Annotated in this window: 31 protein-coding genes; 17 read left to right on the top strand and 14 right to left on the bottom strand. The window is 48.5% G+C overall.

All coding sequences use genetic code 11. From position 1 onward, the window contains the following. Positions 1-17: 17 nt before the first annotated feature. From hcaD to hcaE, 6 genes are all read right to left on the bottom strand, one after another. Positions 18-1,244, bottom strand: coding sequence for a 3-phenylpropionate/cinnamic acid dioxygenase ferredoxin--NAD(+) reductase subunit (gene hcaD / locus JHL22_RS02895; protein WP_200233581.1), 1,227 nt, complete (start codon positions 1,242-1,244; stop codon positions 18-20). Positions 1,245-1,264: 20 nt separating this feature from the next. Then, positions 1,265-2,203 (bottom strand): 3-carboxyethylcatechol 2,3-dioxygenase, encoded by a 939-nt coding sequence (locus tag JHL22_RS02900; protein ID WP_200233583.1) that lies wholly within the window; start codon positions 2,201-2,203, stop codon positions 1,265-1,267. Between the two features lie 67 nt (positions 2,204-2,270). Next, a complete protein-coding gene (hcaB, locus tag JHL22_RS02905; RefSeq protein ID WP_200233585.1) occupies positions 2,271-3,083 on the bottom strand; it encodes a 3-phenylpropionate-dihydrodiol/cinnamic acid-dihydrodiol dehydrogenase in 813 nt (270 codons plus the stop codon). Continuing rightward, positions 3,080-3,403 carry a 3-phenylpropionate/cinnamic acid dioxygenase ferredoxin subunit gene (gene hcaC / locus JHL22_RS02910; protein WP_200233587.1) on the bottom strand — a complete coding sequence of 108 codons (324 nt, stop codon included), beginning with the start codon at positions 3,401-3,403 and terminating at the stop codon, positions 3,080-3,082. Before hcaC ends, hcaB begins: the two co-directional genes overlap by 4 nt. Positions 3,404-3,405: 2 nt before the next feature. After that, positions 3,406-3,939 (bottom strand): 3-phenylpropionate/cinnamic acid dioxygenase subunit beta, encoded by a 534-nt coding sequence (hcaF, locus tag JHL22_RS02915; protein ID WP_200233601.1) that lies wholly within the window; start codon positions 3,937-3,939, stop codon positions 3,406-3,408. After that, positions 3,939-5,312: a 3-phenylpropionate/cinnamic acid dioxygenase subunit alpha gene (gene hcaE, locus JHL22_RS02920; RefSeq protein ID WP_200233602.1), complete on the bottom strand. Its 1,374-nt coding sequence runs from the start codon at positions 5,310-5,312 to the stop codon at positions 3,939-3,941. Before hcaE ends, hcaF begins: the two co-directional genes overlap by 1 nt. A 137-nt stretch (positions 5,313-5,449) precedes the next feature. Between hcaE and JHL22_RS02925 the strand changes: the two genes are divergently transcribed. From JHL22_RS02925 to JHL22_RS02950, 6 genes are all read left to right on the top strand, one after another. After that, the gene (locus tag JHL22_RS02925) at positions 5,450-6,349 is read left to right on the top strand and encodes a LysR substrate-binding domain-containing protein (protein ID WP_200233604.1); all 900 of its coding nucleotides are present in this window, start codon (positions 5,450-5,452) and stop codon (positions 6,347-6,349) included. Positions 6,350-6,470: 121 nt separating this feature from the next. Next, the gene (locus tag JHL22_RS02930) at positions 6,471-7,388 is read left to right on the top strand and encodes an alpha/beta fold hydrolase (protein ID WP_200233606.1); all 918 of its coding nucleotides are present in this window, start codon (positions 6,471-6,473) and stop codon (positions 7,386-7,388) included. A gap of 15 nt (positions 7,389-7,403) precedes the next feature. Continuing rightward, on the top strand, positions 7,404-8,192 hold the full coding sequence (locus tag JHL22_RS02935; RefSeq protein ID WP_200233610.1) for a 2-keto-4-pentenoate hydratase: 789 nt from the start codon (positions 7,404-7,406) through the stop codon (positions 8,190-8,192). 25 nt (positions 8,193-8,217) lie between these two features. Further along, on the top strand, positions 8,218-9,117 hold the full coding sequence (locus JHL22_RS02940) for an acetaldehyde dehydrogenase (acetylating) (protein ID WP_200233611.1): 900 nt from the start codon (positions 8,218-8,220) through the stop codon (positions 9,115-9,117). A 17-nt stretch (positions 9,118-9,134) separates the two neighbouring features. Beyond that, a complete protein-coding gene (gene dmpG, locus JHL22_RS02945; protein WP_407926755.1) occupies positions 9,135-10,157 on the top strand; it encodes a 4-hydroxy-2-oxovalerate aldolase in 1,023 nt (340 codons plus the stop codon). Between the two features lie 175 nt (positions 10,158-10,332). Continuing rightward, entirely contained in the window at positions 10,333-10,461 is a 129-nt protein-coding gene (locus tag JHL22_RS02950; RefSeq protein ID WP_329610620.1) for a helix-turn-helix domain-containing protein, read from the top strand. Positions 10,462-10,496: 35 nt separating this feature from the next. On the opposite strand, the gene JHL22_RS02955 is transcribed toward JHL22_RS02950, so the two are convergent. The 4 genes from JHL22_RS02955 to JHL22_RS02970 are packed head-to-tail and all read right to left on the bottom strand — an operon-like array spanning position 10,497 to position 14,365. Continuing rightward, a complete protein-coding gene (locus JHL22_RS02955; RefSeq protein WP_169295650.1) occupies positions 10,497-11,249 on the bottom strand; it encodes an SDR family NAD(P)-dependent oxidoreductase in 753 nt (250 codons plus the stop codon). Positions 11,250-11,261: 12 nt separating this feature from the next. Further along, positions 11,262-12,188 (bottom strand): 3,5-dioxohexanoate:acetyl-CoA acetone transferase, encoded by a 927-nt coding sequence (kce, locus tag JHL22_RS02960; RefSeq protein WP_169295649.1) that lies wholly within the window; start codon positions 12,186-12,188, stop codon positions 11,262-11,264. 27 nt (positions 12,189-12,215) lie between these two features. Further along, entirely contained in the window at positions 12,216-13,145 is a 930-nt protein-coding gene (locus JHL22_RS02965; protein WP_200233612.1) for a 3-hydroxyacyl-CoA dehydrogenase, read from the bottom strand. Between the two features lie 11 nt (positions 13,146-13,156). After that, entirely contained in the window at positions 13,157-14,365 is a 1,209-nt protein-coding gene (locus tag JHL22_RS02970) for an ABC transporter substrate-binding protein (protein ID WP_200233614.1), read from the bottom strand. A gap of 145 nt (positions 14,366-14,510) precedes the next feature. Between JHL22_RS02970 and JHL22_RS02975 the strand changes: the two genes are divergently transcribed. Then, positions 14,511-15,185: a GntR family transcriptional regulator gene (locus tag JHL22_RS02975; RefSeq protein ID WP_234041072.1), complete on the top strand. Its 675-nt coding sequence runs from the start codon at positions 14,511-14,513 to the stop codon at positions 15,183-15,185. Here JHL22_RS02975 and JHL22_RS02980 read toward each other — a convergent pair. Continuing rightward, positions 15,182-15,952: an SDR family oxidoreductase gene (locus JHL22_RS02980; RefSeq protein ID WP_200233617.1), complete on the bottom strand. Its 771-nt coding sequence runs from the start codon at positions 15,950-15,952 to the stop codon at positions 15,182-15,184. The genes JHL22_RS02975 and JHL22_RS02980 overlap by 4 nt on opposite strands. A gap of 143 nt (positions 15,953-16,095) precedes the next feature. Between JHL22_RS02980 and rocF the strand changes: the two genes are divergently transcribed. From rocF to JHL22_RS02995, 3 genes are read left to right on the top strand one after another with little or no spacing between them, the layout of a single operon-like run. Then, positions 16,096-17,031: an arginase gene (gene rocF / locus JHL22_RS02985; RefSeq protein ID WP_200233705.1), complete on the top strand. Its 936-nt coding sequence runs from the start codon at positions 16,096-16,098 to the stop codon at positions 17,029-17,031. Between the two features lie 12 nt (positions 17,032-17,043). Further along, entirely contained in the window at positions 17,044-17,484 is a 441-nt protein-coding gene (locus JHL22_RS02990; protein WP_329610621.1) for a multidrug/biocide efflux PACE transporter, read from the top strand. Between the two features lie 2 nt (positions 17,485-17,486). Continuing rightward, a complete protein-coding gene (locus JHL22_RS02995) occupies positions 17,487-18,107 on the top strand; it encodes an NAD(P)H-hydrate epimerase (RefSeq protein ID WP_200233618.1) in 621 nt (206 codons plus the stop codon). Between the two features lie 48 nt (positions 18,108-18,155). Here the strand turns inward: JHL22_RS02995 and JHL22_RS03000 are convergent, their stop codons facing one another. Further along, positions 18,156-18,725, bottom strand: coding sequence for a DNA-3-methyladenine glycosylase I (locus JHL22_RS03000; RefSeq protein WP_200233619.1), 570 nt, complete (start codon positions 18,723-18,725; stop codon positions 18,156-18,158). 123 nt (positions 18,726-18,848) lie between these two features. On the opposite strand from JHL22_RS03000, the gene JHL22_RS03005 reads away from it, so the two are divergent. Continuing rightward, positions 18,849-19,802 (top strand): DMT family transporter, encoded by a 954-nt coding sequence (locus JHL22_RS03005; protein WP_329610622.1) that lies wholly within the window; start codon positions 18,849-18,851, stop codon positions 19,800-19,802. 83 nt (positions 19,803-19,885) lie between these two features. On the opposite strand, the gene JHL22_RS03010 is transcribed toward JHL22_RS03005, so the two are convergent. Beyond that, positions 19,886-20,536: a DsbA family protein gene (locus JHL22_RS03010; RefSeq protein ID WP_200233622.1), complete on the bottom strand. Its 651-nt coding sequence runs from the start codon at positions 20,534-20,536 to the stop codon at positions 19,886-19,888. A 200-nt stretch (positions 20,537-20,736) separates the two neighbouring features. On the opposite strand from JHL22_RS03010, the gene JHL22_RS03015 reads away from it, so the two are divergent. The 6 genes from JHL22_RS03015 (at position 20,737) to JHL22_RS03040 (ending at position 24,592) form a co-directional block, all read left to right on the top strand. Continuing rightward, the gene (locus tag JHL22_RS03015) at positions 20,737-21,330 is read left to right on the top strand and encodes a uracil-DNA glycosylase family protein (protein WP_200233624.1); all 594 of its coding nucleotides are present in this window, start codon (positions 20,737-20,739) and stop codon (positions 21,328-21,330) included. Between the two features lie 46 nt (positions 21,331-21,376). Next, a complete protein-coding gene (locus tag JHL22_RS03020; protein ID WP_200233626.1) occupies positions 21,377-22,753 on the top strand; it encodes a class II fumarate hydratase in 1,377 nt (458 codons plus the stop codon). Between the two features lie 5 nt (positions 22,754-22,758). After that, positions 22,759-22,989, top strand: coding sequence for a DUF1289 domain-containing protein (locus JHL22_RS03025; RefSeq protein ID WP_200233628.1), 231 nt, complete (start codon positions 22,759-22,761; stop codon positions 22,987-22,989). 65 nt (positions 22,990-23,054) lie between these two features. Next, the gene (locus JHL22_RS03030; protein ID WP_200233630.1) at positions 23,055-23,720 is read left to right on the top strand and encodes a thermonuclease family protein; all 666 of its coding nucleotides are present in this window, start codon (positions 23,055-23,057) and stop codon (positions 23,718-23,720) included. Positions 23,721-23,963: 243 nt separating this feature from the next. Further along, a complete protein-coding gene (locus tag JHL22_RS03035; RefSeq protein WP_200233634.1) occupies positions 23,964-24,254 on the top strand; it encodes a type II toxin-antitoxin system ParD family antitoxin in 291 nt (96 codons plus the stop codon). Further along, positions 24,251-24,592, top strand: coding sequence for a type II toxin-antitoxin system RelE/ParE family toxin (locus JHL22_RS03040; RefSeq protein WP_200233636.1), 342 nt, complete (start codon positions 24,251-24,253; stop codon positions 24,590-24,592). The genes JHL22_RS03035 and JHL22_RS03040 overlap by 4 nt, the downstream gene beginning before the upstream one ends. Positions 24,593-24,948: 356 nt before the next feature. On the opposite strand, the gene JHL22_RS03045 is transcribed toward JHL22_RS03040, so the two are convergent. After that, complete coding sequence (locus tag JHL22_RS03045) at positions 24,949-25,605, bottom strand: peroxiredoxin (protein WP_200233638.1); 657 nt, start codon at positions 25,603-25,605, stop codon at positions 24,949-24,951. Positions 25,606-25,880 lie beyond the last annotated feature (275 nt).

A 25,880-nucleotide genomic window follows, 5' to 3' on the forward strand; every position in this document is an offset into this window, starting at 1 on the left:
GAATGGCAAAGACGCAATTAAACAGCCGTGCTTAATTGGCGTAAACTAGTTTCCAGGTTTTCAAGGGTTGCCTTGCAAAAAGGATGTTGCAGGGCGATCATTTTTTTCAGATTACGCATTTCCCTGCCTTGGTTGACCGTAATGGCACCAACCAGGATATCTTGCAAGAAACCGAAAAGAATAAATCCTTCGGGGGCGTTCATGTCACCGCGACAAATCCATTGGTCTGCGTTCATTTGACCGCAAAGCTGGATATTTAATCCACATTGGTCGGTCCAGAACCAGGGTGCTGAAAACTCGGGGATTACCAGCCCAAGAATGGATTTGGCAACAGTAATAGCCTGATTCTGGGCATTTTCCCATGTTTCAGTGCGGGTAAATGTTTGTGTTTGCCCTTGCCAGCATGCGGTAACGTCTCCGGCTGCGTAAATATTCGGGTCGGAGGTTTGCCCGTGACTGTTAATTACAATGCCATTGTTAACCTGGATGCCGGCCTGGATGGCCAGATTAATATTGGGCTCAACGCCAATTCCGTAAACAATGGCATCTGCTTGCAGGCAAGTGCCGTTTTCCAGCGTCAGGGTAAAACTGTTGTCCTGGTTGATGCTGGCAGTGCGTAAAACGGTATTCATATGGAATTGAACACCGTTTTTTTGATGCCGTTCAAACAGGAACTGACTGAGAATGGGGGGAACGCTTCTGCGCATGACACGGTTTCCGGTATCCACCAGATTGACTTGGCAACCCAGGTCAATGGCCGTGGATGCCAGCTCCAGGCCGATCACACCACCGCCAATAATGGCAATGCGTTTTCCTGGCGATAGGGAAAGCCTGAGCATATCGGCATCGTCAATGGTCCGGAGTGTATGAACCCTGTCACCAAGCTCATCAAGCATGGGGATATGTTTAACACTTGCGCCTGTCGTTAGCACTAGCTTGAAATAATCCAGTTTTTCGCCATTGGCCAACAGTACTTGGCGGGTTTGCGTATTGATGCCGGTGACTTTTTCGTTGTTTCTGACTTCGATGTGTTTTTCAGCATAAAAGTCAGCACTAAAAATTTGGCAGTTGGCCGTATCGGGTGTTAACAGCCTTTCTTTTGAAAGAGGGGGCCTTTCATAGGGCAAATGAGGTTCGTCTCCTACCAGGATAATGCGTCCTGTGAAACCATCCTGGCGCAACTGTACTGCCACGGTTGCGCCTGCCTGGCCTGCTCCAATGATGATAATAGTTTCTTTATTCATTGAATTTTTCCAGGATTAATTTAAATGGGTTGCGCTGTCATCATGCCCATGCCAGCAATCCATTCTTTGATGGGGTAATAATAGACAATCTCGGCATCGTAAGGACCAAATTCAGACAGGGCCGCGAATGCAGCCATCCAGGCCCGGACTTCCTGTCCGCCTTTGCCACCATCCCGCTGGATTTCTTCATTGGTGTAGGCGGCAATGCGCTTGAAATCGGCATTTTTGAATTGTTCCATCAAGGCCATGTCCCATTCAGGATTAAGGGGAATGGATGGCCCTTCGCCTTTGGCCAGTGCCTGGCCAGTGGCAACAACATTGGCCTGGCGCTTGTTCCTGGCTTCAGGGGTGGGGTTGCGTCCTGCTATCAGGAATTCTTCAACTTCTGGGGGAACCGAGCCCATTTGAGGCGTTGGAGGATCATGTGACAAGCCACCGGATCCGATAATTAAAATACGCTGATCGGATTTGGACAGATGCTTTCCAACTGCCTTGCCCAGATCAACTGCACGTTTGCAGCTTGGCAGGGGTTTTGCCGCGCCGTTAACAAAGATCGGGATAACAGGGTATTTGGTCAGGCTATTGCACAGAAGCATCAGGGGTTGGGTAAAGCCATGGTCTGCCTGCATGCGATAGGAATAGGCGACATCAATGCCCTGATCCAGTACGTCCTGGGTTAAGGCCAGCGCCTTGTCTTCAGGAACGTTAAGCGGGCCTTTGCCAATATCCCAGTCACCGGCGGCCGATGCACGAATGCCTATATTGAAAGCAGGCATTAAATCATAGAAAAAACCGTTGAAATGATCGGGAGCGAAAACGACGATCAGATCCGGATTGTATGCATCGACCTCGGCCGCAAGTTTGGCAAAAGCGGCACGTGCTTCCTTTTCGACCTTGTCACCAGGTGAGCAATGGTCCATCATTGGCGTGTGCGCCACACATATTAATTTTACGGTCATAAGGTATGTCCTTGAATGGCTATTATTAAAATAGCCATTCTTTAATTATTATTAAAACTTGAACTGTTTACAGGTTCATGCCACCGGCAGTATTGCGGATGCCCCTGATGCCCAGACCCGCATCGGCATTAATCATGACACCGCTTAATGTACGGTTGTTTTCACGGGATGCCAATAAAACAAAAGGCCCGGTGAATTCACTGGCGTCAGGAAAAAACTGCAGCGGTAAAATGCTGGCAATGGCTTCAGGTGTGCGTGAATCCATGATTCGCAACTGGTCTTGTCCCAGGGAAGCAGGACCGCGCAAATCACTGGCCATGCCACATGGGCCAACGCCATTGACCCGCACTTTGGGTGCCAGTTCAAAAGCCAGCTGACGTATTAGCCCAACGGCGGCATGTTTGCTGGATGTATACAAAGGGCCCCCGCCTTCGGGGTAGAAGGCGGAGTTGGAGAGACTGAAGATAATGGAACCTTCTGATTTGATCAGTTCCTGGCTGGCCGCCTTGGCACCCAGCAAGTAGCCTTTTACATTGATTGAAAACAGTTCATTGAAGCCGGTATCTAGTTGTTCGGCTGACAGGCTCATTAGGCTGGCGCCATGATCCCAGACGGCAGCATTACCAATAAAACAATCCAGTTTTCCAAATTTCTTGACGGTTTCCTGAACGGCAAGCTGGTTGTCTTCGTAATTGGCCACGTCGCCTTGCACCACAACGATGTCATTGCCGTAACGCTCTTTCAGCAACTCAACTTTTGACGCAGAGCGTTGCAAGACACCGATATTGGCACCTTCATTCAGGAAGCGTTCCACCAGGGCCAGGCCCAAGCCCGATCCGCCACCGGTAATCAGAACCGTTTGGTCTTGTAACCAGCTCATTGTTGTTGCTCCTTAAGAAGGACATAGATGGAATCATTTTCAACCACAACCGGATGGGTGGCGATAGGATCGGTTGCCGGCAGGCATAAAGGCTTGCCGGTTTTGACGCAAAACAGGGCGGAATGTAATGGACATTCCACCTTGCCATCCTCTTCAATATAGCCTTCGGACATGGACGCGTTGCCATGACTGCATTTGTCATTCATGGCATGAAATGAGCCGCCAATATTAAATACGGCGATCGCTTCGGGCTGACAGTCCACCTTGATAGCTTCACCTTCGGGCAAGTCATTTTTTGAGCAAACAAAAATCTTTTCCATGACTAGAACAGTATGCTTAGGTTATGAGAGGTAATAACAACCTGATCAAGGATAATTTCCCGATGGGCAATTTCCCAACCCATGTCATTGTTTCCGGTTCGACGAATACGATCGTTGCGCATGCCGACATAGAAGGTTTCATCTTTCTCTTTTTGTGAACGATAAAGCAAGTAGTTCACACGAATATCGTATTCATCTTCCTGTTCGGTAGGAGATATTTGGATATTGTTGACGAAGTGACGGGTACGGGAAGGGGGCTCTTCGGCCCAGGCCATACCTGTTTCAAGTCGGGCAATCCGTTTCTCAAGCTGGAATTTGCTATCGTTGAAAATCCAGGTGGTAGGCGGTTGTACACAGCGGCGGCGATCCCTGGTTTGGGCGTTTACTGCCGTGCGCATGGTGTAGTGGATATCTTCTGCGATCAGGGTGAGCCAGTCACGGAATTGCCAGTCATCCAGCTTTTGAGCTTCATAAAACAGGAATTGGCTGATTTCATGGTGTAATTCCATGGAAACGGGCGTGATAACTTGTGTCATTATGCAGTCTCCTTGCTGTTTTCAACCAGGGTCTTCTGATAAGCATCGGTTTTGGCTTTGGCCTCTTGCCAGGTTTGGCTGCTTAACAAATTTGCCCAATGCTGATAGAAGCCACGAGCGGCCGTTTCCGAGAAAATATAGTTGGTAATTCCCGGGACGCCATCATCACGGATTTTTTCATTGCCCATACCCATTTCCATGCACAGTTGACTGTTGCGTGCACGGTGGCCACGCAGAATTTTCTGGATTTCAACCCAGTTTTCAGAGTCGTCCTGTTCAAGAAAACCGGCAGGACCGAATGCACGGGTAGCACTTCGTTCAAAGGCGGCCTTGACTTCTTCAGGGGCATTTTTATCGGTAATACAGAATGCCCAGACTTCAACCTGGTTGGGGCCACGGGGATGCCATACACGTAGCGTGGCTGTGCCGTTTAACCATGACAGGGTGGGGAACAGGGTGTTGTGACCCGCCAGGCGAAGTGCCCGGATTTCGCCAAGGCGCTCAAGGGCTTCGGGATAAGTTTCGCGATAATAATCGGATACTTCACCATCGACCCAAACGTTGGCATCAGGTTTTTCGGTAAAGAAAAAACCGCTACCGTGACCATCCTGTCCAAATTGCAGGGCGTCTTTTGCCGTTTCCCATACAGGGCGGGCTGTTTGGCCCGAGCCCAGTGCTTTTTGCTCGTCTTCGGGTTTGGCGCCTAGCACTTGTACCGCTGAGGCATGTGAGAACAGGGCGTGGTACTGGTCGCTGGCGAATTGTTCGGCGGCAAATTTCCAATTGCAGTCGATCGTCCATTTATGGATGCCGCCAACAATTTCGGTGCCACCTTCACGACGGTCAAGAACACCATCAAGATACCAGGCCATATCGCCCATATATTCTTCAAGGTTGACTGCGTTTTCGTCCCAGGTGCCGAAGATGAGGCCTTTATAAGAGGCAACTTTGGTGACCTCTTGCAGGCCCCATTTTGATTTGCATAAACCTTGCGGGTAGGCGCGCGGCTCAAGCGGAACCTCGATCAGGTCACCGTTGGTGGCATAAGACCAGCCATGATAGGGACAGGTGAAGGCTTTGGTATTGCCCGAGTCGGCATAACTGACTCGCATGGAACGGTGACGGCATTGATTTAAGAATGCTTTCACGGTACCATCTTTTTGACGAACAACAACAATGGGGTCTTCACCCATGTAAGTATTAAAAAAATCTCCTGCTTTTGGAATTTGGCTTTCATGCGCAAGAAACAGCCAGCAGCGCCCGAAGATTCTTTCCAGTTCAAGTTCATATATTTCAGGGTCAGTATAAATCGAAGGAGTCACTTGCCCATTTTTGGAATCTATTAAAGCTTGAATGTCTATGGTTTTATTCATTAACGATAGCCTCCTGTAGTCGTCTTTAGGATCATTCTTTTGTGTGGTAACAACCGATATGATCGTTGCAGTTGTAACAACTGTGAAATACTTTTTTTATTTGAATTAATATTTAAAAAAGATTACTGGAGGGTGATTTGGAACTTAGACACATACGGTATTTCATTGCTGTCGCCGAAGAATTGAATTTCACCAGGGCGGCTGAAAAGCTGTTTACTGCCCAGCCTTCACTGAGTCAGCAGATCCGTGATTTGGAGAATGAAATAGGCGTTAAATTGTTTAGCAGAACGAAACGTAAAGTAGAACTGACCAAAGCCGGAGAAGTCTTTCTCAAGGAGGCCAGGCTGGTATTGCAGCAGGCCAATCTTGCCATCCAGGTAACCCGGGATTCGGTCAGGAAATCTAACAGGAAAATAAAAATAGGATTTGTACCTTCGGCTGAAGTAAAAATCTTCCCGAAAATTATGCCTTTTATCAGGCAGAAAATGCCGTCCCTGAATGTTGAGTTGAAAAGTATTAATACAATTGAACAGGAAGAGGCCTTGCTTAAGGGGGATCTTGATGTTGCTTTTTTGAGACAAACAGTAGAGGGATTTAAAAATAATCTGATATATCAGGAGGAGCTGGTGTTGGTGATGTCAGTTGAGCATCCCCTGGCTCGGGAAAATGAAATCCCCGTAAACTTGTTACAGGATCAAAATATTATTGTTACTGACCCTAATTTTTCTGGGGCGCTGGGTATATTGACCAATCAATACCTTGAAGAAAACAATATCAAATACAAGAAAATCCAGAATGCATCCAATATGTTGCTCACCCTGAATCTGGTTTCGATGGGTATGGGGGTTGCCATATTACCGGATTATGTCATTACATTGCTTAATCCTTCAATTTGTTTCAGGAAAATAGTGAGTCCTACGCCACCCAATATCAATTTATACATGTCATGGCATGACCACTGCGAGATGGAAGAATTTCAGTATTTTCTGTCTTTGATGGAACAGAATTTCAGGGTTTCCTGTTGCGGCAATGAATAAAAAAAATTGAATTAGATTTTTATCCTATCAATAACTACAAAATAAATATTGGATTAAATGAATGTTTTTTAACATGCTTGATACTTAAGATATTGTTAATCATCTATTGGAGATAAAGTCAGTGAGTCGTTCATCCAGCACTTTGGAAAATAATCATAAGAATAATGCCCAGCCAGAACTGCGTTCTTTATGGTCTGCCGTGGCCGATGGCAGTGTCCGTTTGCATTATATCGACGTAAAAGGGGTCAAAACCCGTGTCCTTGAGGCCGGAGAAGGGCCCGAAACATTATTTTTACTACATGGTATTTCAGGTCATCTGGAAGCCTATATGCGTAATATCCTGCCGCATGCAAAACATTTTCGTGTGTTGGCCATTGATATGCTGGGACACGGTTTTACCGATAAGCCCAAATGCAATTATGAGGTCATCGATTATGTAGAACATCTGCGTGATTTGATGGATGTGCTGGGGCTGGAAAAAATTCATTTTTCTGGCGAGTCTCTGGGCGGTTGGGTCAGTGCCCGTTTTGCGGCAAAATACCCCGAACGGGTCAAACGGCTTGTTCTTAACACCTGTGGCGGGATGATTGCAGACCCCAAAGTGATGGAACGTTTACGTACCCTTAGCTTGAATGCAGTCAGAAACCCAGACCGGGAAGCTACCCGCAAACGCCTTGAGTTCCTGATGGCGGACCCTTCAATTGTTACCGAAGATCTGGTTGAAGCCAGATATGCCACTTATCGTTCTCCGGGCATGCTTGAAGCCATTGAAAGCATTATGTGCTTGCAGGATATGGATGTCCGCTTGCGTAACCTGCTAACTCCCGAAGAACTGGCCAAAATCGAAGCCGAAACACTGGTGCTTTGGACCAGCCATGATCCTACCGCTGCAGTCAGCGTGGGTGAAAAGCTGCATTCGCTGGTCTCAAACAGCTGTTTGGCCGTGATGGAAAACTGCGGTCACTGGCCACAATACGAAGACCCTGAAACGTTTAATGCATTACATATTGATTTCCTGTTAAATGGTCATAAAGACTAAGGAAACACATTAATTATGAATGATCAATTGTTAAGTATAGAAAGTGCCGCCGCGCTTTTGCGTGAGGCACAGCAATCGGGCAAACCGGTAGCGCCTATTAAAGACCGTCTCAGGCAGGCCGATATACAAACGGCTTATGCCATTCAAGAGCAAAATACGCAATATGCATTGAGTCAGGGCCGCCGTTTGGTAGGCCGGAAAATCGGACTGACTTCGCCCGTTGTGCAGGCACAGTTGGGGGTGGATCAACCCGATTTTGGTATGTTGTTTGCAGATATGGCGGTTGGAGAAAATACCCCCGTACAGTTGTCCGGTCTTATCCAGCCCAAGGTTGAAGCCGAAATCGCACTGGTTATTGGTAAAGACCTGAACCATGAACGGCATACGTATGCGGATATTATCGGTGCAACCGAATATGCGCTGGCAGCCATTGAAATTGTGGATAGCCGTATTGTCGACTGGAAAATCAGTATTACGGATACCGTGGCAGATAATGCGTCCAGTGCCCTGTTTGTATTGGGCAGTCAGCCCGTTTTGCTTAAAGATTTTTCCCTGACTGAATGCGACATGTCCATGATGCACAATAACGTGCAGGTATCGGTCGGAAAAGGGGCTGCGTGTCTGGGCAATCCATTGAATGCGGCTGTCTGGCTGGCGGATGTCATGGTGCAATGTGGGCGTCCCTTGACGGCTGGCAGCATTATCCTGACGGGTGCACTGGGGCCAATGGTGGCCGTGTCATCGGCTGGCACTTACAGCGTTAGCATTGACGGGCTCGGTACGGTTAACACCGTGTTTGAATAATAAATTGCTTTTCTTAAAAAATACGATGAAAAAAATTAAATGTGCAATTATCGGCCCGGGTAATATTGGAACCGATTTACTTTATAAATTGCAACGCAGTAATTGTCTGGAACCGGTCTGGATGGTGGGTATTGATCCTGATTCTGCCGGTTTGTCCCGTGCCCGTGAGCTTGGCCTGAAAACTTCTTCCGAAGGGGTAGATGGCCTGTTGCCGCATGTCAAAAAAGACAACATCCAGATTGCCTTTGATGCCACTTCCGCTTACGTTCATGCGGAAAACAGTCGCAAGCTTAACGAACTGGGTGTCCTGATGATTGACCTGACACCCGCGGCAATTGGGCCCTTTTGTGTGCCGCCGGTTAACCTGGATGACTGTCTGAAGCAGGGGGCCATGAATGTGAATATGGTTACTTGCGGTGGCCAGGCCACGATTCCCATGATTGCGGCGGTTTCCCGGGTGCAAGAACTTGAATACGGGGAAATCATTGCAACGGTATCCAGCCGTTCGGTAGGGCCTGGTACGCGTAAAAATATTGATGAATTCACCAGGACCACGGCAAGTGCGGTTGAAAAAGTGGGCAAGGCCAAAAAAGGCAAGGCCATTATCATTATCAACCCGGCCGAACCACCATTAATGATGCGTGATACGGTGCATTGTCTGGTGGTTGGAGAACCCGACCGTGAAGCCATTACGGCTTCCGTACAGGAAATGATCCGGGAAGTACAAAAATATGTACCGGGTTATAAGCTGGTCAATGGACCGGTTTTTGACGGAAACCGGGTATCCATGTTTATGGAAGTGGAAGGCCTGGGTGATTTCTTGCCAAAGTATGCCGGAAACCTGGACATCATGACCGCTGCAGCAACCCGGACAGCTGAAATGTTTGCTGAAAATGTATTGGCAAATACGGCTGTAGCGCAATAATAAAGGATTAAATAAAAATGGTCGACATGAACAAAATCAAGATTCACGACATGACGCTGCGTGACGGGATGCATCCCAAGCGTCATCAGATGTCTTTAGAACAGATGAAATCCATTGCCTGCGCGCTTGATGAGGCAGGTGTGCCTCTTATTGAGGTCACTCATGGTGATGGTTTGGGAGGCAGCTCTGTCAATTATGGTTTTCCGGCCCATAGCGATGAAGAATATCTGTCAACTGTCATACCCTTGATGAAACAGGCAAAAATTTCAGCCTTGCTGTTACCCGGCATTGGTACGGTTGATGACTTGAAAATGGCATGTGAAAAAGGGGTCTCAACCATTCGCGTGGCCACGCATTGTACCGAGGCGGATGTCTCTGAACAACATATTGGCTTTGCCCGAAAAATGGGTTTGGATACGGTAGGGTTTCTCATGATGGCTCATATGGCCACGCCTGAAAAACTGCTGGAACAGGCCAGGCTCATGGAATCCTATGGAGCCAACTGTATTTATGCGACTGATTCGGCCGGCTATATGTTGCCGGAAGATGTCGCTGCCCGGGTTGCCGCGTTAAGGGATGGTTTAAGGCCGGAAACAGAATTGGGCTTTCATGGGCACCATAATATGGCCATGGGGGTCGCCAACTCGGTGGCTGCCATCAAGGCAGGTGCCAACCGGATTGATGCCGCTTCGGCTGGGTTGGGGGCTGGGGCTGGAAATACACCACTTGAGGTTCTGGTTGCCGTCTTGAACCGGATGGAAATTCCTACGGGTATCGATCTGTTCAAGGCACAGGATGTGGCCGAAGATTTGGTCACGCCCATTATGGATCAACCCATTCGGGTGGACCGGGATGCACTGACGCTGGGTTATGCGGGTGTTTATTCATCCTTTCTGCTGTTTGCCAAACGGGCAGAAAAGAAATACGGTGTTTCTGCACGTGATATTCTGGTTGAACTTGGCCGCAGGGGCACGGTTGGCGGTCAGGAAGACATGATCGAGGATTTGGCCCTGACCATGGCAAATAACAGGGTGAAATAAAAAAACGGTATCGGGTTCTTTTTGAGCTCAAGCGTCACACCATTGTCTCTTTGGTAAAATGGAATGACACCCCAAGCCCGGAACGATATCCGGGTTTGGGGTGTTTTTTATGGTGGCTTTTGCCAAACGTAAAGGATAGCGAGGGCGGTGTAGCCGTCCTTGTCTTTAGGTTTCAGTGTGGGGTTTGCTGCTGCTCGACTACAAGTACGAATTGATGCCCGACGACCAGCAGGAGCGGCAAATACGCTGCTTCGCTGGCTCGTGCTGGTTCGTCTACAACAAGGCGCTGGTGTTGCTCCTTTAGGGAGGGGATGATGTCAATCTGTGATGGTGCAACGCTTAAAGCGCCGATGACAGCCCTCCATCAATGGCCAGCGTTTGTCCGGTAATAAAATCGGCTTCACGCGAGGCAAAGAAACAAACGGCAGCGGCTACATTTTCGGGGTTTCCCCATTTTTGTTGGGGAACCCGTTGGTGTAGCCATGACGTGAATTCAGTATCCTGTTTCAGTTTTTCCGTAAATTCGGTGGCAATATAACCGGGGGCGATGGCATTAATGGTAACACCGGCGTTACCCAGTTCAACCGACCATTGCTTGACCATGGCATGCAAGCCTGCCTTGGCAATGGAGTAGGCGGTGACATCCTTGCGTCCTGAGAGGGCGGTGATTGAACCGGTGAAAATAATGCGGCCATGGCCGTTTTCAACCATATGGCGGGCAAGGTGGCGCCCCATGGCCCATTGTGAGGTTAAATTGACCTGAATGATTTCTTCAAATTTCTCCAGGGGATAGTCCAGCAGATTTTGACGGTGCTGGCTGGCGGCATTGCCCAGGAAAATATCAATTTTATGGGTCTCCAGAATTTTTTCCAGATGAGCGACTGCTTCGTGTGGGTTGCTGATATCAAAGGGAGCGGCAATGGTTTCTATCCCCGCTTGTTCCAGTACCTGTTTGGCCTGTTGCAGGTTTTCTGGATTACGGGCATTGATAATGACCTTTGCGCCTTGTAACCCCAGTGCTTTTGCTGCTGCAAAACCAATGCCACGGGATGCTCCGGTAATGAAGGCCGTTTGGCCGGTAAGTTTAAACATAATCATCATGCCTTAGAAGTTAACATTATCGGCACCCTTTAATTGCAATATCTGGCGTGCTTCAGCTGGGGTGGCAATTTCAAGGTTCAGGGCTTCCAGAATAGTTCTGATCTGTTTGACTTGGTCAGCATTGGATTGGGCCAGCTTTTTAGGGGCAATCCATAGGGAATCTTCCAGCCCGACACGTACATTGGAACCCATGGCGGCACCAATGGTGGCTAATGGTATCTGGTTGCGACCAGCGCCTAGAATAGACCATTGGTAATTATTACCAAACAGTCGGTCAGCCGTACGGCGCATATGCATCAGATCTTCGGGATTGGGCCCGATACCACCCAGTAAACCAAAAACTGATTGAATAAACGGCGGTGTTTTGACCAGTCCACGATCCATAAAATGAGCCAGGTTATACAGATGGCTGATGTCATAGCATTCAAACTCAAAACGGGTGCCGTTTTCATTGCCGATACGTAAAATGGTTTCAATATCATTAAATGTATTCTTGAAGACCAGATCACGGCTGTTTTCCAGATGCTGACGTTCCCATTCGTGTTTGAATTCGGTAAAACGGTTCAGCATGGTGTACAGGCCGAAATTCATGGAGCCCATATTGAGTGAGGCCAATTCCGGTTTGAAGGTGGTAGCGGGTAGCATGCGTTCTTCAACCGTCATGTGTGGGCTGCCACCTGTTGTAATATTAATGATTGCATTGGTTTTTTCTTTGATCTGCGATAGAAATGGACGGAAATAATCCGGGTCCTGAGTGGGCTTGCCGTTTTCGGGATCACGTGCATGTAGGTGAAGAATGGCGGCACCGGCATCGGCAGCAGCAATGGCAGCGTTGGCAATTTCATCTGCGGTAACCGGTAGATGTTCAGACATGCTGGGGGTGTGAATGGCACCTGTAACTGCGCAGGTAATAATGACTTTTGACGACATTTTGAGAAATCCTGATTTGAATATAAATTAAAGAGACTGTTTTTGTTTGTGCTTTAATAAGGCCATTAATTGCTTATCACGCCATAAACGGCGTTGTAGCAATTGCTCGTTTGGCAGTTGTTCCCTGCGGCTGTTTTCCAGTTTTGTGATCAGGGATTCCGACCAGCTTTCGGTAGAGGTCTGTTCTTTTGATATAGACTGGAAAAGAGGGCCGTAGCGTTCCGAATACTCTTTTATGCCATTTGGAGCGTTAAGGTCGATGGTCTCAAAGGGGCCCATGAAAGCCCAGCGCAAGCCCAGTCCGTCTTTGATCGTTACATCAAGGTCTTCAACAGAGACATAACCCAGTTCAACCAGCCGATAAGCTTCACGCAGCAGGGCACCTTGCAGACGATTCAGAATAAAACCTTCCAGTTCTTTATGGATGACAACGGGTTTTTGCTTAACCTGATTCATGATCTGTCGGGTTTTGGCGATGGTCTGTTCAGAAGTCCATGGCGCACCGCAAATTTCCACGGCAGGAATCAGGTAGGGCGGATTGACTGGGTGAGCAACCAGACAACGATGGCGTCCGTTCAGGTCTTGGGTAAATTCAGACGCCGGAATACTGGATGTGGAGCTGGCCAGGATCGTTCCGGGTGGTGCCAGGGCATCCATTTCTTTATAAATGGCCCGCTTCACATCACGGTTTTCGGGAAGATTTTCCTGAACGTACTCGGCGTCTTCCAGTGCCTCATCCAGATGCTGTACCACACGAATGTTTTGCAAAATAGCAGCCGGTTCGGATACCAGCCCATTTTGTTGCAGATCTTCCAGTTGCAGGGCAATGAGCTCAAGCGCTTTCTGAGCTGCCTGATAATTACCATCCCACAGGATGGTTTGGCATCCTGCCCGCGCAAAAACAATGGCCCATGCCTGGCCAATCAGGCCGGTTCCGATAATGGCTGTTTTGATCATTGTTGTTTCGCCTATGCAGATTTTAGTTTGCAGGTAGACATGCTTTCAGGGCCAAAGGCTTCTTCACCGGGAATGGTGCTGATGATATTGAAATAATCCCAAGGTTCTTTGGAGTCGGCAGGTGTCTTGACTTCGTGAAGAAACATGTCGTGTACCATCAGGCCATTTTCCCTGACTTTACCGTTTTTAATATACATGTCGGAAATCGGTGTGGATTTGAACCAGCCCATGATGGTGGCGCCATCATCAGTACCCGTCTGGTTGACGGCTTTCAGGTAGTTGGAAACGGCAGAGTAGTTGCCTGCCTGGTTGAAGGTAGGCATGGTTTTTTGTTTTTCATAGAATTTCTTGGACCATGTACGTGAAGCGTCGTCCTGATTCCAGTACCAGGGAGAGGTGCGGTACATACCTTGGGTGGCATCCAGCCCCAGAGCATGAACATCACTGATATATACCTGTAAACCGGCGATACGCATGGAAGAGGTGACGCCAAAATCATGTGCCGCCTTGATGGAACCGATAAAATCATTGCCCGCATTGGCCAAGCCCAGAATTTTGGCCCCTGATGTTTGTGCCTGCAGCATATAGGAAGAAAAATCGGCAGTATTTAAAGGGACCAGCACGTTACCCATTGACTTTCCACCGGAGGTGTTGACAACATCAGAGGCTGTTTTTTGCAGTGCATGTCCGAAGGCATAGTCTGACGTAATAAAGAACCAATCTTTGCCCCCTTGTTTCAGTACGGCGGAAGAAACGCCATAGGCAGTGGCTTGCGTGTTATAGGCATAATGAATGGTGTATGGTGTGCAATGTTCGCTGGTAATGGAGGTTGCGCCAGCACCTACTGAAATGACCGGCACTTTTTTCTCTGCAGCGACACCCATCATGGCAATCGTGGTGGCGGAGTTGGTACCGCCAATAATGACATCCACTTTGTTCTGGTCAATCCATTCCCGGGCTTTGGACGCAGCGATATCGGCCCTGTTCTGGTGGTCAGCGGTTAGTAATTCAATGGGTTTTCCATTAATATTACCACCCGCCTCTTCAATGGCCATTTTGATGGCTAGCACTCCACCGGGTCCGTCCGTATCGGCATAAACGCCTGACATATCGGTAATAAAACCAATGCGGATGGCATCATTGGAAATGCCATTGGCCTGTGCGCCAGCCGTGCAAAGGATACTTGATGCCAGAACGAACGGTAGTGTTACTATTTTCATGCCTGCTCCTCGGTTATGATGAACCATTGAAATGAATGCTTGAATATTTTTTATAAACATAACTACACTATACAACTGTGATCACAGTTTTTATTTTAGTATTTACCCTGATATGGCTTCTGATATGACAACATCGCGCAAAACTTTGAGTACAGATATTCTCAATCGGATTAAGGAAATGCTCTGGACGGGTCTATTAATGCCCGGTGAGCATTTATCTTTGAGAACGACGGCAGAAAGTCTGGGCGTCAGTGTTATGCCTGTCAGGCAGGCGATTGCCCAATTGGTGGCCGATTATGCGCTGGAAGTGGCGCCCAACAAATCGGTCAAGGTTCCTTTGTTGAGTCAGGAAGTTTTTGCGGAAATTACAAAAATCCGTTTACAGTTGGAAGGGATGGCGGTAGAGGCAGCGGCACAACACGCGGATGAAAACCTGATTCGGAAAATTACGCGAATTAATGATCAGCTGGCCAAGGAAATGACCTCATCAGGCCAGAATAAATCGGCATTGGTTCTGCTGAACCAGAAATTTCATTTTGTGATTTATGAAGCCGCACAGATGCCGGTACTGTTGAAATTGATAGAAAGCATGTGGTTACGGATAGGGCCTGTTTTAAATTATGACTTGCGTCAGGGCTCACAAAGAACCACCGATAAAATAGCGGTGATTCATCATGCGAATCTGATCAAGGCCTTGAAGGAAAACGATGGTAAAGCTGCAATAGCGGCTTTGCACGGAGATATTTTGAGCAGCTTTGAGTATATTTCCAAAGAAAAACCATCACTTTTTCAGCCTGAACAAGTCAATCTCAATGTCTAGAAGAGTTTTTCGGTATGACCATCCACAGCCAGGGCTTGTCCTGAAATATGTACACTTAGGTCACTGGCCAGAAATAGTGCCTGATTGGCGATATCCTGTGCGCTAACCATACAGTGCATGGAAGATTGTCCTTTATACAGGTTTTCAATTTCTTCATGAGGCTTGTTCAGCATGCGGGCTTTCTCACTGATGACATGCTGAATTCGTGGGCCATCAACGGCACCCGGACAAATGGCATTGACCCGAATATTTTCTGGACCAAGTTCAATGGCAAGGGATCGTGTTAAGCCGATAATGGCCCATTTAGAGGCGGAGTAGGGAGAGCGGCCGGCAAAGCCGAGCCTGCCAGCGGCAGAGGAGAGATTGATAATAGCGGCATTTTTTTCCTTGCGCAGCAGGGGAAGCGCATATTTGATGCATAGGAACTGCCCGGTAAGGTTGATATTAAGGGTGTTATCCCATTCTTCACGGGTGATTTGTTCGACGGGTTTGGTAGGCCCGGCAATACCCGCGTTATTGACCAGAATGTCCAGGCCGCCGAGTGTTTTTTCGGCTGCCTTTATCATGTTTCTGATGTCTTCTTCTTTGGAAATATCAGACTGGCTACTGTAAATGCCGGGATGGTTTTGTTGTAAGCGGGTTAATGCTTCCTGATCTATATCAGTCACATAAACATTGGCGCCTCGTTGTTTGAAAGTCGTTGCAATGGCAAGACCAATGCCATTGGCACCTGCCGTGACCAGTACTTTTTTTCCGTTCAGGTTCATTAATATCTCCTAATGATATGCATTGTATTAATACATCTGTGATCACAGATATGTTATCAAAATAAATACTGGGCTGGCAATTGTTTTTGCCAGCCCGTGCTCTATATGAGAAAATAGGCAAACGGATTCTTAAGGAAGATGAAGTGGTGGATATTCAAAATAAACGGCTTAGCCTGATTGGCGTACCCACCGATGTCGGTGCCGGTCACCGTGGTTCCAGCATGGGTCCCGAGGCTTTACGGGTGGCGGGTATTACCCAGTCCCTTGAGAAACTGGGGCTTGATGTGCGTGATTGTGGCAATATTCACGGTCCGGCCAATCCCTGGCAGGCACCTGTCAACGGTTATCGTCACCTTGAGCAGGTCATAGAATGGAACTGGCTGGCCCATGATGCCATTTATGCCCAATTGCAGGAAGGCCGTTTGCCGGTCATGCTGGGGGGCGACCATTGCCTGGGTGTGGGTTCCATTAGTGCGGTTGCCCGCTATTGCCGGGAGCAGCAAAAGCGGCTGCGGGTGTTGTGGCTGGATGCCCATACTGATTTCAATACAGCTGAATTGTCGCCCACGGGCAATATTCATGGTATGCCGGTGGCCTGCCTGTTTGGCTATGGGCCCGATGCGCTGGTTAATATGTCGGGTAGCAATCCTGCCCTTGACGCGGACATGATCCGCCAGATTGGTATCCGCAGTGTTGATACCGGTGAAAAGCATTTTATTCATGAAGCGGACATAGAGGTTTTCGATATGCGTCATATCGATGAAACCGGCATGCGGCAAACGATGCAAGAGGCCTTGTATGGCCTGGACCAGAACACCCATTTGCATGTCAGTTTTGATGTGGATTTTCTGGACCCGGATATTGCGCCGGGTGTGGGTACCACGGTAAGGGGCGGGCCCAATTATCGGGAAGCCCAGTTATGCATGGAAATGATTGCCGATACCGGTATGATGGCATCACTGGATATTGTTGAATTGAACCCGGCCCTGGATGTGCGCAATTTAACGGCGGAAATTGTGCTGGATATGGTGGAAAGTCTGTTTGGGCAAAGTACACTGGTACGCCGTAACGTTAAATAAGAGATTTTTGCTGTGCAATTGGAAAAAGACAAATCGGTGCTTGAACGGTTTTTGCATGCCTTCTGTTTTGAGGTGCTGGCGATTGGCATTAGTGCGCCCCTGGCCGCCTGGATTTCGGGTGAATCCATGGTGGATATGGGGGTGGTGACGGTTGTGATTGCCGTGATGGCCTTGCTCTGGAACATGGTTTATAACACCTTTTTTGATCGCCTGCTCAAGCGTTTCGGGTGGGTAAAAAACGTGTTCATGCGCTGTGTGCATGCGGCCGGATTCGAGCTTGGCCTGCTGGTGATGGCCATTCCTTTTATTGCCTGGTGGCTGGATATGGGTCTGGTTGAAGCGCTTATTCTGGATTTTGGGCTGGTCTTGTTTTACCTGCCTTATACCTATGTATATAACCTGGTGTATGACCGCTTGCGTACCCGCTATTGGGGGCGTTTGGCGGCGGCCTGAAAATGAAAATCTATACCTCTGTGCAAATGCGTGAACGGGAACAGGCCGCAGTAGATGCCGGCAGCAGTTTTGAGCAATTAATGGAAAATGCCGGAACCGCGGCGGCCAGTGATATTTTGCAACACTTTCCGGTGCCCGGACGTTGCCTGGTAGTGTGTGGCAAGGGCAATAACGGGGGCGATGGCTTGGTCATTGCCCGCTGCCTGCATGCGCAGGGTTGGCAGGTGGATATTGTTTTTTTGCTGGGTGAGCAGCTGACTGAACTGGCAGAGCTGAATCGCCAGCGCTTGCCACAATCCAATAAGCTGCACATCATCACCATGCAGCAGGTTTCCCGGCAGCAACCGTATGAATTATTGATTGACGGGGTTTTTGGAACCGGTTTTAGCGGACAGTTAAGCGATGCGGTCAGGCAGTGCATGGTTCAATTGAATGCTATGCCCGGCACCCGGATTGCCCTGGATATGCCAACAGGGTTGAACTGCGATACCGGGCAGGCTGATGCAGATACATTCAGGGCCGACATCAGTTATGCCTTTGCTGCTTACAAGCCTGCGCATTTACTGGCACAGGCCAAGCCTTATTGCGGGCAGATTGTGTGTCTGGATATCGGGATTGAGTAAAGCTAGGTCCGCTGTAAGCGGTAATGGCCGGTAATGACCATTACTGGCTTACTTGGGCCCGTCATTGCCTGTATGACTTAGCCAGACCGGTTTTCTGGCCAGTACCTGCCGGTAAATCGGGCAATCAGCATCATGGGCACCGGGCAAATAACCGGTACTCATCAGGAACTCATTCACAATTTCTTCACCAGTAAACTTGAAGGTTTTTTTAAACAGGCGGGTCCATTCTTCTTTTGATAAAGGGTGATGGTGATTCAGCCACGCCTGGAACGAACCGAATTCTTTCTGCAGTGCCAGCACGGTGCGGGCATTTTCAATGGCGGCATTGATTTTTAAACGGTTGCGAATAATGCCGGCGTCACTCAGCAGGCGTTGCCGGTCTGTTTCCTGATAGGCCGCTATTTTTTCTATGTTGAAACTGTCGTAGGCTTGCCGGAAATTGTCCTGCTTCACCAAAATGGTATTCCAGCTAAGTCCTGCCTGGTTGATTTCCAGAATCAGCCTGCCAAACAGCTCATTGTCATCGTCCAGCGGGAAGCCGTACTGGGTGTCATGGTAAGCGCGGTGAACCGAGGGTTGATGCACGGGTAAACCGGCAACATAGTGGCAATAGCTCATGGGGCTCCTGAAGGTGGATTGGACACGTTGGCAACAGGGACGGTTGTCAGGCAGGATTCTGCTATGATGAGCGCTTATTTTCTCCCTGTCCCCGTGCGGATTTTTTATTGTAAGTCATCCACAATGAATATGAATACCCAGCCTGCTTCAAAATCTTTTGGTAAGCCTGAGCTTGCGTTGATGTTGGTGACTGTGTTCTGGGGGGCAACGTTCCTGATCGTACAGCTGGCGGTGACGGTCAGTGAACCGTTCTTTTTTGTGGGTTTGCGTTTTGGCTGTGCCACCCTGGCTATTGCTGTCTGCAGCCTGGGGGCGCTTAAGAGGCTGACGCGACAGGAATTGTGGGCTGGCCTGTTAATCGGGATTTGTATTTTCCTGGGTTACAGTTCGCAAACCGTTGGCCTGCAAACCATACCCAGCAGCAAGTCCGCTTTTATCACGGCTTTATATGTGCCGCTGGTGCCCTTGCTGCAATGGATTTTTCTTAAAAGAAAACCGTCTGTCATGAATTGGGCAGGGGTTCTGCTTGCCTTTATCGGGTTGGCCCTGCTGGCCGGGCCGGAGGGAACCCGTGGCGGGGTAGGCTGGGGGGAAATGATTACCGCTTTTGGAGCGCTTGCCATTGCGGTGGAAATTATCCTGATCAGCCGTTTTGCCGGCAAAATCAATCTGTTCAGGGTGACGGTGGTTCAGCTGGCGGTAACCTCGCTGGTTTCTTTTGGCGTATCTGCCGGGGTGGGTGAAGCGGTACCTGATTTTTCCTGGCTGCTGTTTTCATGTGTCCTATTACTGGGCGTGGCCAGTGCGGTAATCCAGGTCACCATGAACTGGGCGCAAAAGCATGTGTCGGCCACCCGGGCCACCCTGATTTATGCCGGAGAGCCGGTTTGGGCCGGCATTATTGGCCGTCTTTACGGTGAACGCCTGCCCGTGCTGGCTTTGTTGGGAGCGGTGCTTATTGTGCTGGCGGTTATTATCAGTGAAATCAAATTGAAATGGCCGGGTGCTGCGAAAGTCCCTGATGTATTGCCGGGAGCAAATAAACGGCAGTCCAAAAAACAGAAGCTTTTGCCGTAGAAAATGCGGCTGAAGGAAGGTGTCAACGTGTGTATGGCAGCATTTTGAATAGTGGGTCTACCTTGTTCAGTAACAGCGTGAATTCAGGTAGCCGGTTTGTCCAGTTTGCCCAGCAAAAAATCCCTGAAAGCTTCAGGTTGCCCATAGCAGGAGGTGTGTTCCAGTTTTTCCAGCCGGTCACCTTTTTGCAGTACGAATGCCGGAAAACCGTTGGCACCGGCATGATGCATAAGCCTTAAGGTGTCATCAATATGGCTTTGGACTGGGCCGGACAGCACTTCTTCATAACTCATGGCAAATTCATGGCGGTCCAGCCCGATGGCTTCGGCAATATCGGCCAGTACGTCCGCCTGGACAATATGTTTCCCGTCACGGTAATGCGCATGCTGAATGGCCTTGAGCATGAAAGGCGCATGGTTTTTCTGCAATTTTTCCGCGGCCAGGATGGCGGCAATGGGGGGCAGGGAATCAAAAATGGTTTGCGGGTTATCCAGCAGCCCCTTAAGGTAGGCATCGCCAAAAATTTGCCCCGTCATTTGGCTGATGCGGGCATCGGATTGTCGGATCATGTCGCGCTTGCCAGCAGGAATGTGCATGCGCTGAAACAGGCCACCGGCATGCAACTCAAGTTCATACAGGCCACTGCCTGATGCAATGGCGGTTTCCAGCAGGCTTTCTGCCGCATAACACCAGCCGCACAGCGGGTCGTAAATATAATGAAGTTTGGTTTGCATGGATCTCTCCCGGGCATCTGCCTGTGTGACTGTTTATGGTAGTGTATCACTGGGTTTGCAGCGCTGTTCGCCCGGGCTTTAACGTTGGGCAAGATGCGTACAAGATGCAATCTAAAGGAAATAAAACCATAATTCCAGTACAGTCATAGTCTTATTGAAAAATATGCATTTTTGCATAGAAAAACCTGAAGATGTAAGCCATGACGCAGCCAGAACTTTTACCAGAAACACACCCTTTGCCTGCCTTTGCACCCGAAAACGCCCGTTTGTTAATGCTGGGCAGTTTTCCGCCGGGCCGGCATCGCTGGAAAATGGATTTTTACTATCCCAATTTGAATAATGATATGTGGCGTATTATGGGTTTATGCTTTTTCAATGAACGTGATTATTTCCTGACGCCCCAAAAAAACGGCTATGAAGAAGACAAAATCCGCCAGTTTCTGCAAGAAAAGGGGATTGCCATCAGTGATACCGCGAAGCAGGTAATACGCCTGAAAGAGAATGCCTCTGATAAACACCTGCAAATCGTGCAAACCATGGATATCGCGGCCTTGCTGGAACGCTTGCCGCACTGCCATGCCATTGTGACCACGGGGCAGAAAGCGAGCGATACTTTGTTGTCTATTCTGCCGGGTATTCCTGCCGCGCCTGCCGTGGGCGGGTTTGTTGAGTTTTTGTGGCAGACACGGAAAATGCGTTTTTACCGAATGCCGTCCTCATCGCGGGCCTACCCTAAACCCTTGGTGGAAAAGGCCGGGGTGTATTTGGGGATGTTCAATGAAATTGGCTTGTAACGCGTATAATTATAAGCATCTGCCTGAAATAATTAAGGAATCTGAAATGACAATTCGCATTGAACGGGACAGCATGGGTGAACTTGAAGTGCCAGAAGAGGCGCTTTATGGGGCACAAACGCAACGGGCCATTAACAATTTCCCGGTGAGCGGCCAGCGTTTGCCGAAAGCGTTTATTGCTGCCTTGCTAACCGCCAAGGCGGCCGCGGCCAAGGCTAACGCTAAATTGGGCCATATACCCGAGCCAATGGGAAAGGCGATTGTGACGGCAGCCAATGAACTGCTGGCCAGTGACAATTTCATGGTGCATTTTCCCATTGATGTCTACCAGACCGGTTCAGGCACCAGCACCAATATGAATGCCAACGAGGTATTGGCAACGCTGGCAACACAAATATATGAAAGCAAAGTCAGCCCCAACGATCATATCAATTTCGGGCAAAGCAGTAATGACATCATCCCCAGTAGCATTCATATCAGTGCGGCCATAGAGCTGGATAAAAAACTATTGCCTGCGCTTGCCCACTTGGCCAAGACCATTCGTGAGAAAGCCGCGACGGTAGACCAGTATGTTAAAACCGGCCGTACCCATTTAATGGATGCCATGCCGGTGCGCCTGAGCCAAAGCCTGACAGGCTGGGCGGTGCAAATTGAACAGAATATCAGCCAGTTGAAAGCCACCCGGCCATTGCTGCACAGTCTGGCACAGGGTGGTACGGCAGTGGGTACAGGTATTAATGCCGATCCGGCTTTTGCCGCCGAGTTTGCCCGTCAATTAAGTGAAATAACCGGACTTACCTTTACACCGGCAGAAAGCTTTTTTACCCATATCGGTTCACAGGATATTGCCGTTTCACTGTCAGGGCAGTTAAAAACAACTGCGGTATCCATCATGAAAATTGCCAATGACCTGCGCTGGATGAACTCCGGCCCACTGGCCGGTTTGGGCGAGATCGAGCTGGAAGCCTTGCAGCCGGGCTCTTCCATCATGCCGGGCAAGGTGAACCCGGTCATTCCTGAAGCGGCAGCCATGGTGGCGGCCCAGGTGATTGGTAACGATGCGGCCATTACCATTGGCGGTCAGGCAGGCAATTTTGAATTGAACGTGATGCTGCCCATGATTGCTAATAATCTGCTTAACAGTATTGAAATTCTGGCCAATATTACCGTTTTGCTGGCAGACAAGGCAATTAAAACCTTCAGGGTGAATGAGGCCCGTCTGGAAGAAGCCCTGGCCCGTAACCCGATTCTGGTAACGGCGCTGAACCCGGTTATTGGCTATTTGAAAGCGGCTGAAATTGCCAAACAGGCTTATAAGGAAGGGCGCCCTATTGTGGATGTGGCGGCCGAGCAAACCGATATCCCGCGGGATGAGCTGTTACGTCTGCTTAACCCGATGAAATTGACACAGGGTGGTTTGTAATTAATATGGAACAACTGGAATTTTTTGAAATTCCCAGCCCTTGCATTGGTGTTTGTGAAGCCAATGCCAAGGGCTATTGTAAAGGCTGTTTTCGCAGCCGTGACGAGCGTTTTAACTGGCAGACTTATTCTGACCCGCAAAAGCGTGAGGTCATCCGTTTGTGCCAGATGCGCAAGCAGCGTGCCGTGCTGGCGATGCTGGAGGCCAGGAAAAAAGCGGAAGCTGATGCGGATTAATAATTATGAATGACTGGCTATGGTATAACCGGGGCCCTTTGACTGGAATATAAGCAGTAATCAAGATGAAAAAAAGTTTGACTGTATTCGTGGTGGTATTGAATACATTGTTTGGGCAGGCGCAGGCCGCGCAACTGAAAGGCAAGGTGGTTAGTATTGCCGATGGCGATACCCTTACCATTCTACAAAATGATAAAACCCAAAAACGCATCCGCCTTGGTGAAATTGATGCGCCGGAAAGCAAACAGGCTTTTGGACAGCGCTCAAAAGAGTCATTAATCCAGCTGTGTGGTGGCCAGAATGCCGTGGTACAGGTGCAGGATATCGACCGTTATGGCCGTGTCGTGGGCCGGGTGAACTGTAATGGCGTGGATGCCAATGTTGAGCAGCTGCGCCGTGGTATGGCCTGGGTGTATGACAGTTATGCCAAGGATAAAAGCCTGTATGGCGTACAAAGCCAGGCCAAAAAGGCGCGCAAGGGCTTGTGGTCCGATGCCAATCCGGTGCCGCCATGGCTTTGGCGCAAGGGGCAGACAACCGCGTGGGCTGCCAGCCAGACAGGCCCTAAAGTGGTAAACGGTGACGTGCGGGGCAACAAAAACTCCAAGGTTTACCATTTATCCAACTGCCCGGGCTATACCGCGATGAGCCCTAAAAATGTGCAGCCTTTTAAAACTGAAAAAGAAGCCCGGGCAGCCGGTTTTCGCAAGGCGGGTAATTGCCCTAAATAGTATTGCCGTGCCTGTTTTTTTGTAATTGGCGCCGTTCCTGATTTATGTGGCGCAATTTGTGATGACCTGCACCATTTTAAGTTGGAAGATGGGGCCTCTAATGCCTGCAGCTTCCAGATCATTGGTAAAGTCAGTGCGCGTTTATTATCCATTTAATACATTGATTTTAATGATTTTTTATCTACACTAAATTCTATTGGCATAATATGCCAATGATTGAATTAATTGTATGGGAGTCATATCATGCCTACACGTAATATTGTTATTACTGACCATCAGGCTCAGCTTGTAGAGCAATTGGTTACCAGTGGACGTTACCAGAATGCCAGTGAGGTTTTGCGTGAGGGTTTGCGTCTGGTGGAATTGCAGGAAGTTGAGTATGTTACTAAGCTTAAAGCTTTGCATGATGCCATTCAGTTGGGTAAAGATGATATTGCAGCTGGAAGGTTTAAAACCTTTAAAAGTGGTCAATCCTTAACAAAACACTTGAATGCATTGGCAGATAAAACAATCGGGAAGGTTCTGGCAGAATGAGTATAAAGCCGATGGAGGGTATTTGGGAGGTTTTGTTAACCGAAACGGCAGAGCAAGATTATATTGATATTATTCGCTGGACTGTACAGAATTTTGGTGAGCATCAGGCAAAAACGTATTCGCTTACGCTGAACTTGGCATTGGCTACTTTAGAAAAAAGCCCAAATATTATAGGTGCCAAACAAAGAGAAGAGCTTGGCGCAAGAATCTACACCTTACATGTGGTGAGAAATGGAAAAAAAGGACGTCACATCATTGTATTTTGCGCCAGTGAACGCAATACCATAGAGGTGCTGCGTTTATTGCATGACAGTATGGATTTTGAGAGTCATCTGTGATTTAAGCCTGTAATTGACGGTTTCGGTGTGTCCTTTAAGGTTGCTTTATCCATGTCAACAGTTATTGTGATCCAATTACCGGAAAAAATAAGCTAATACAAAAATATCTAAATGATTTCCTTGTATTTTGCGTGCTATTAAATCTTATTTATAGTGTATTTAAATACATTTTATTGAAGCTGTACTAACCTTAATAAACCATTCAGGCTGCATGGCCAGTTCAGGCAAGGTGTCTCATGATTCAAATGGAGTTTCATCAAAAAAGACTGAACCCGAAAAACACAGATTCAGTCCTTGTTAATAGCCAATTAACAGGCTTGATGATCAAGCCTGTTTAAAGCAATAACAGCAAACGATTATTTGGCAGGTGCCTTGGCAAAACGCAGGTAAGGCAGTTTAATGTCGAGTTCGCCAAATTTTTCTTTGGCCTGTTCATCGTTAAGGCTTAAGGCCACAATGACGTCTTCGCCAGGTTGCCAGTCAGCGGGTGTGGCCACAGGCACACCATCGGTTGCCTGAATGGCATCTAGGGCACGTAAAATCTCGGCAAAGTTACGGCCGACAGACATGGGGTAAGCCAGGGTCAGGCGGATTTTTTTGTCTGGACCAATAATAAAGACAGTACGTACGGTGGCGCTGTCGGCGGGGGTGCGGCCATCGGGCAGGTAGGCGTCGGCAGGCAGCATGTTGTACAGCTTGGCTACTTGCAGGGACGTGTCGTCAATGATGGGGAAGTCGGCAGGTGAGCCGCAAACCGCTTCAATATCACGCTTCCATTTGTGGTGCTCATCAACGCTGTCTACCGAAACACCCATGACCTTGGTGTTTCGTTTGGCAAAATCCCCAGCCAGGCGGGCGACTGCGCCGAATTCGGTGGTGCAAACAGGGGTAAAGTCTTTGGGGTGTGAAAACAGAATGGCGTAGCTGTCGCCCATCCAGTCGTGAAAGGTTAATTCACCGGCGGTAGAGTCGGTCGTGAAGTTTGGTGCAATATCATTAATACGAAGTGACATGTCGAATCCCTTGTGAGTTAATAGATGGACCGGTACCGATCCGGGTAGGGCCTGCCAGCGACTGAACTTGAGGCAGGCTGGTTTTGCATATAACGATGACTACGTTTTGTTATATAAATAAATATTATATAAAATATTATATAAAATATTATATTAATAGAAAAAATTATGCAACAGTTTATAGTTTGAAAATATCTATGGGCATTGAATAAAATTATACGTTCCACGCAGGAGTGAACTGACCCCAAAAAGTTGGACACCTCTTCAACTTATTG

The organism is Advenella mandrilli (assembly GCF_016595155.1).
Lineage (GTDB): Bacteria > Pseudomonadota > Gammaproteobacteria > Burkholderiales > Burkholderiaceae_B > Advenella > Advenella mandrilli.

What these genes read in the sequence shown, in the direction of transcription:
- hcaD (WP_200233581.1), bottom strand. Translation starts at nt 1,244, where the DNA reads ATGAATAAAGAAACTATTATCATCATTGGAGCAGGCCAGGCAGGCGCA.
- JHL22_RS02900 (WP_200233583.1), bottom strand. Translation starts at nt 2,203, where the DNA reads ATGACCGTAAAATTAATATGTGTGGCGCACACGCCAATGATGGACCAT.
- hcaB (WP_200233585.1), bottom strand. Translation starts at nt 3,083, where the DNA reads ATGAGCTGGTTACAAGACCAAACGGTTCTGATTACCGGTGGCGGATCG.
- hcaC (WP_200233587.1), bottom strand. Translation starts at nt 3,403, where the DNA reads ATGGAAAAGATTTTTGTTTGCTCAAAAAATGACTTGCCCGAAGGTGAA.
- hcaF (WP_200233601.1), bottom strand. Translation starts at nt 3,939, where the DNA reads ATGACACAAGTTATCACGCCCGTTTCCATGGAATTACACCATGAAATC.
- hcaE (WP_200233602.1), bottom strand. Translation starts at nt 5,312, where the DNA reads ATGAATAAAACCATAGACATTCAAGCTTTAATAGATTCCAAAAATGGG.
- JHL22_RS02935 (WP_200233610.1), top strand. Translation starts at nt 7,404, where the DNA reads ATGAATGATCAATTGTTAAGTATAGAAAGTGCCGCCGCGCTTTTGCGT.
- JHL22_RS02940 (WP_200233611.1), top strand. Translation starts at nt 8,218, where the DNA reads ATGAAAAAAATTAAATGTGCAATTATCGGCCCGGGTAATATTGGAACC.
- dmpG (WP_407926755.1), top strand. Translation starts at nt 9,135, where the DNA reads ATGGTCGACATGAACAAAATCAAGATTCACGACATGACGCTGCGTGAC.
- JHL22_RS02955 (WP_169295650.1), bottom strand. Translation starts at nt 11,249, where the DNA reads ATGTTTAAACTTACCGGCCAAACGGCCTTCATTACCGGAGCATCCCGT.
- kce (WP_169295649.1), bottom strand. Translation starts at nt 12,188, where the DNA reads ATGTCGTCAAAAGTCATTATTACCTGCGCAGTTACAGGTGCCATTCAC.
- JHL22_RS02965 (WP_200233612.1), bottom strand. Translation starts at nt 13,145, where the DNA reads ATGATCAAAACAGCCATTATCGGAACCGGCCTGATTGGCCAGGCATGG.
- JHL22_RS02970 (WP_200233614.1), bottom strand. Translation starts at nt 14,365, where the DNA reads ATGAAAATAGTAACACTACCGTTCGTTCTGGCATCAAGTATCCTTTGC.
- JHL22_RS02980 (WP_200233617.1), bottom strand. Translation starts at nt 15,952, where the DNA reads ATGAACCTGAACGGAAAAAAAGTACTGGTCACGGCAGGTGCCAATGGC.
- JHL22_RS02995 (WP_200233618.1), top strand. Translation starts at nt 17,487, where the DNA reads ATGAAAATCTATACCTCTGTGCAAATGCGTGAACGGGAACAGGCCGCA.
- JHL22_RS03000 (WP_200233619.1), bottom strand. Translation starts at nt 18,725, where the DNA reads ATGAGCTATTGCCACTATGTTGCCGGTTTACCCGTGCATCAACCCTCG.
- JHL22_RS03005 (WP_329610622.1), top strand. Translation starts at nt 18,849, where the DNA reads ATGAATATGAATACCCAGCCTGCTTCAAAATCTTTTGGTAAGCCTGAG.
- JHL22_RS03010 (WP_200233622.1), bottom strand. Translation starts at nt 20,536, where the DNA reads ATGCAAACCAAACTTCATTATATTTACGACCCGCTGTGCGGCTGGTGT.
- JHL22_RS03015 (WP_200233624.1), top strand. Translation starts at nt 20,737, where the DNA reads ATGACGCAGCCAGAACTTTTACCAGAAACACACCCTTTGCCTGCCTTT.
- JHL22_RS03020 (WP_200233626.1), top strand. Translation starts at nt 21,377, where the DNA reads ATGACAATTCGCATTGAACGGGACAGCATGGGTGAACTTGAAGTGCCA.
- JHL22_RS03025 (WP_200233628.1), top strand. Translation starts at nt 22,759, where the DNA reads ATGGAACAACTGGAATTTTTTGAAATTCCCAGCCCTTGCATTGGTGTT.
- JHL22_RS03030 (WP_200233630.1), top strand. Translation starts at nt 23,055, where the DNA reads ATGAAAAAAAGTTTGACTGTATTCGTGGTGGTATTGAATACATTGTTT.
- JHL22_RS03035 (WP_200233634.1), top strand. Translation starts at nt 23,964, where the DNA reads ATGCCTACACGTAATATTGTTATTACTGACCATCAGGCTCAGCTTGTA.
- JHL22_RS03040 (WP_200233636.1), top strand. Translation starts at nt 24,251, where the DNA reads ATGAGTATAAAGCCGATGGAGGGTATTTGGGAGGTTTTGTTAACCGAA.
- JHL22_RS03045 (WP_200233638.1), bottom strand. Translation starts at nt 25,605, where the DNA reads ATGTCACTTCGTATTAATGATATTGCACCAAACTTCACGACCGACTCT.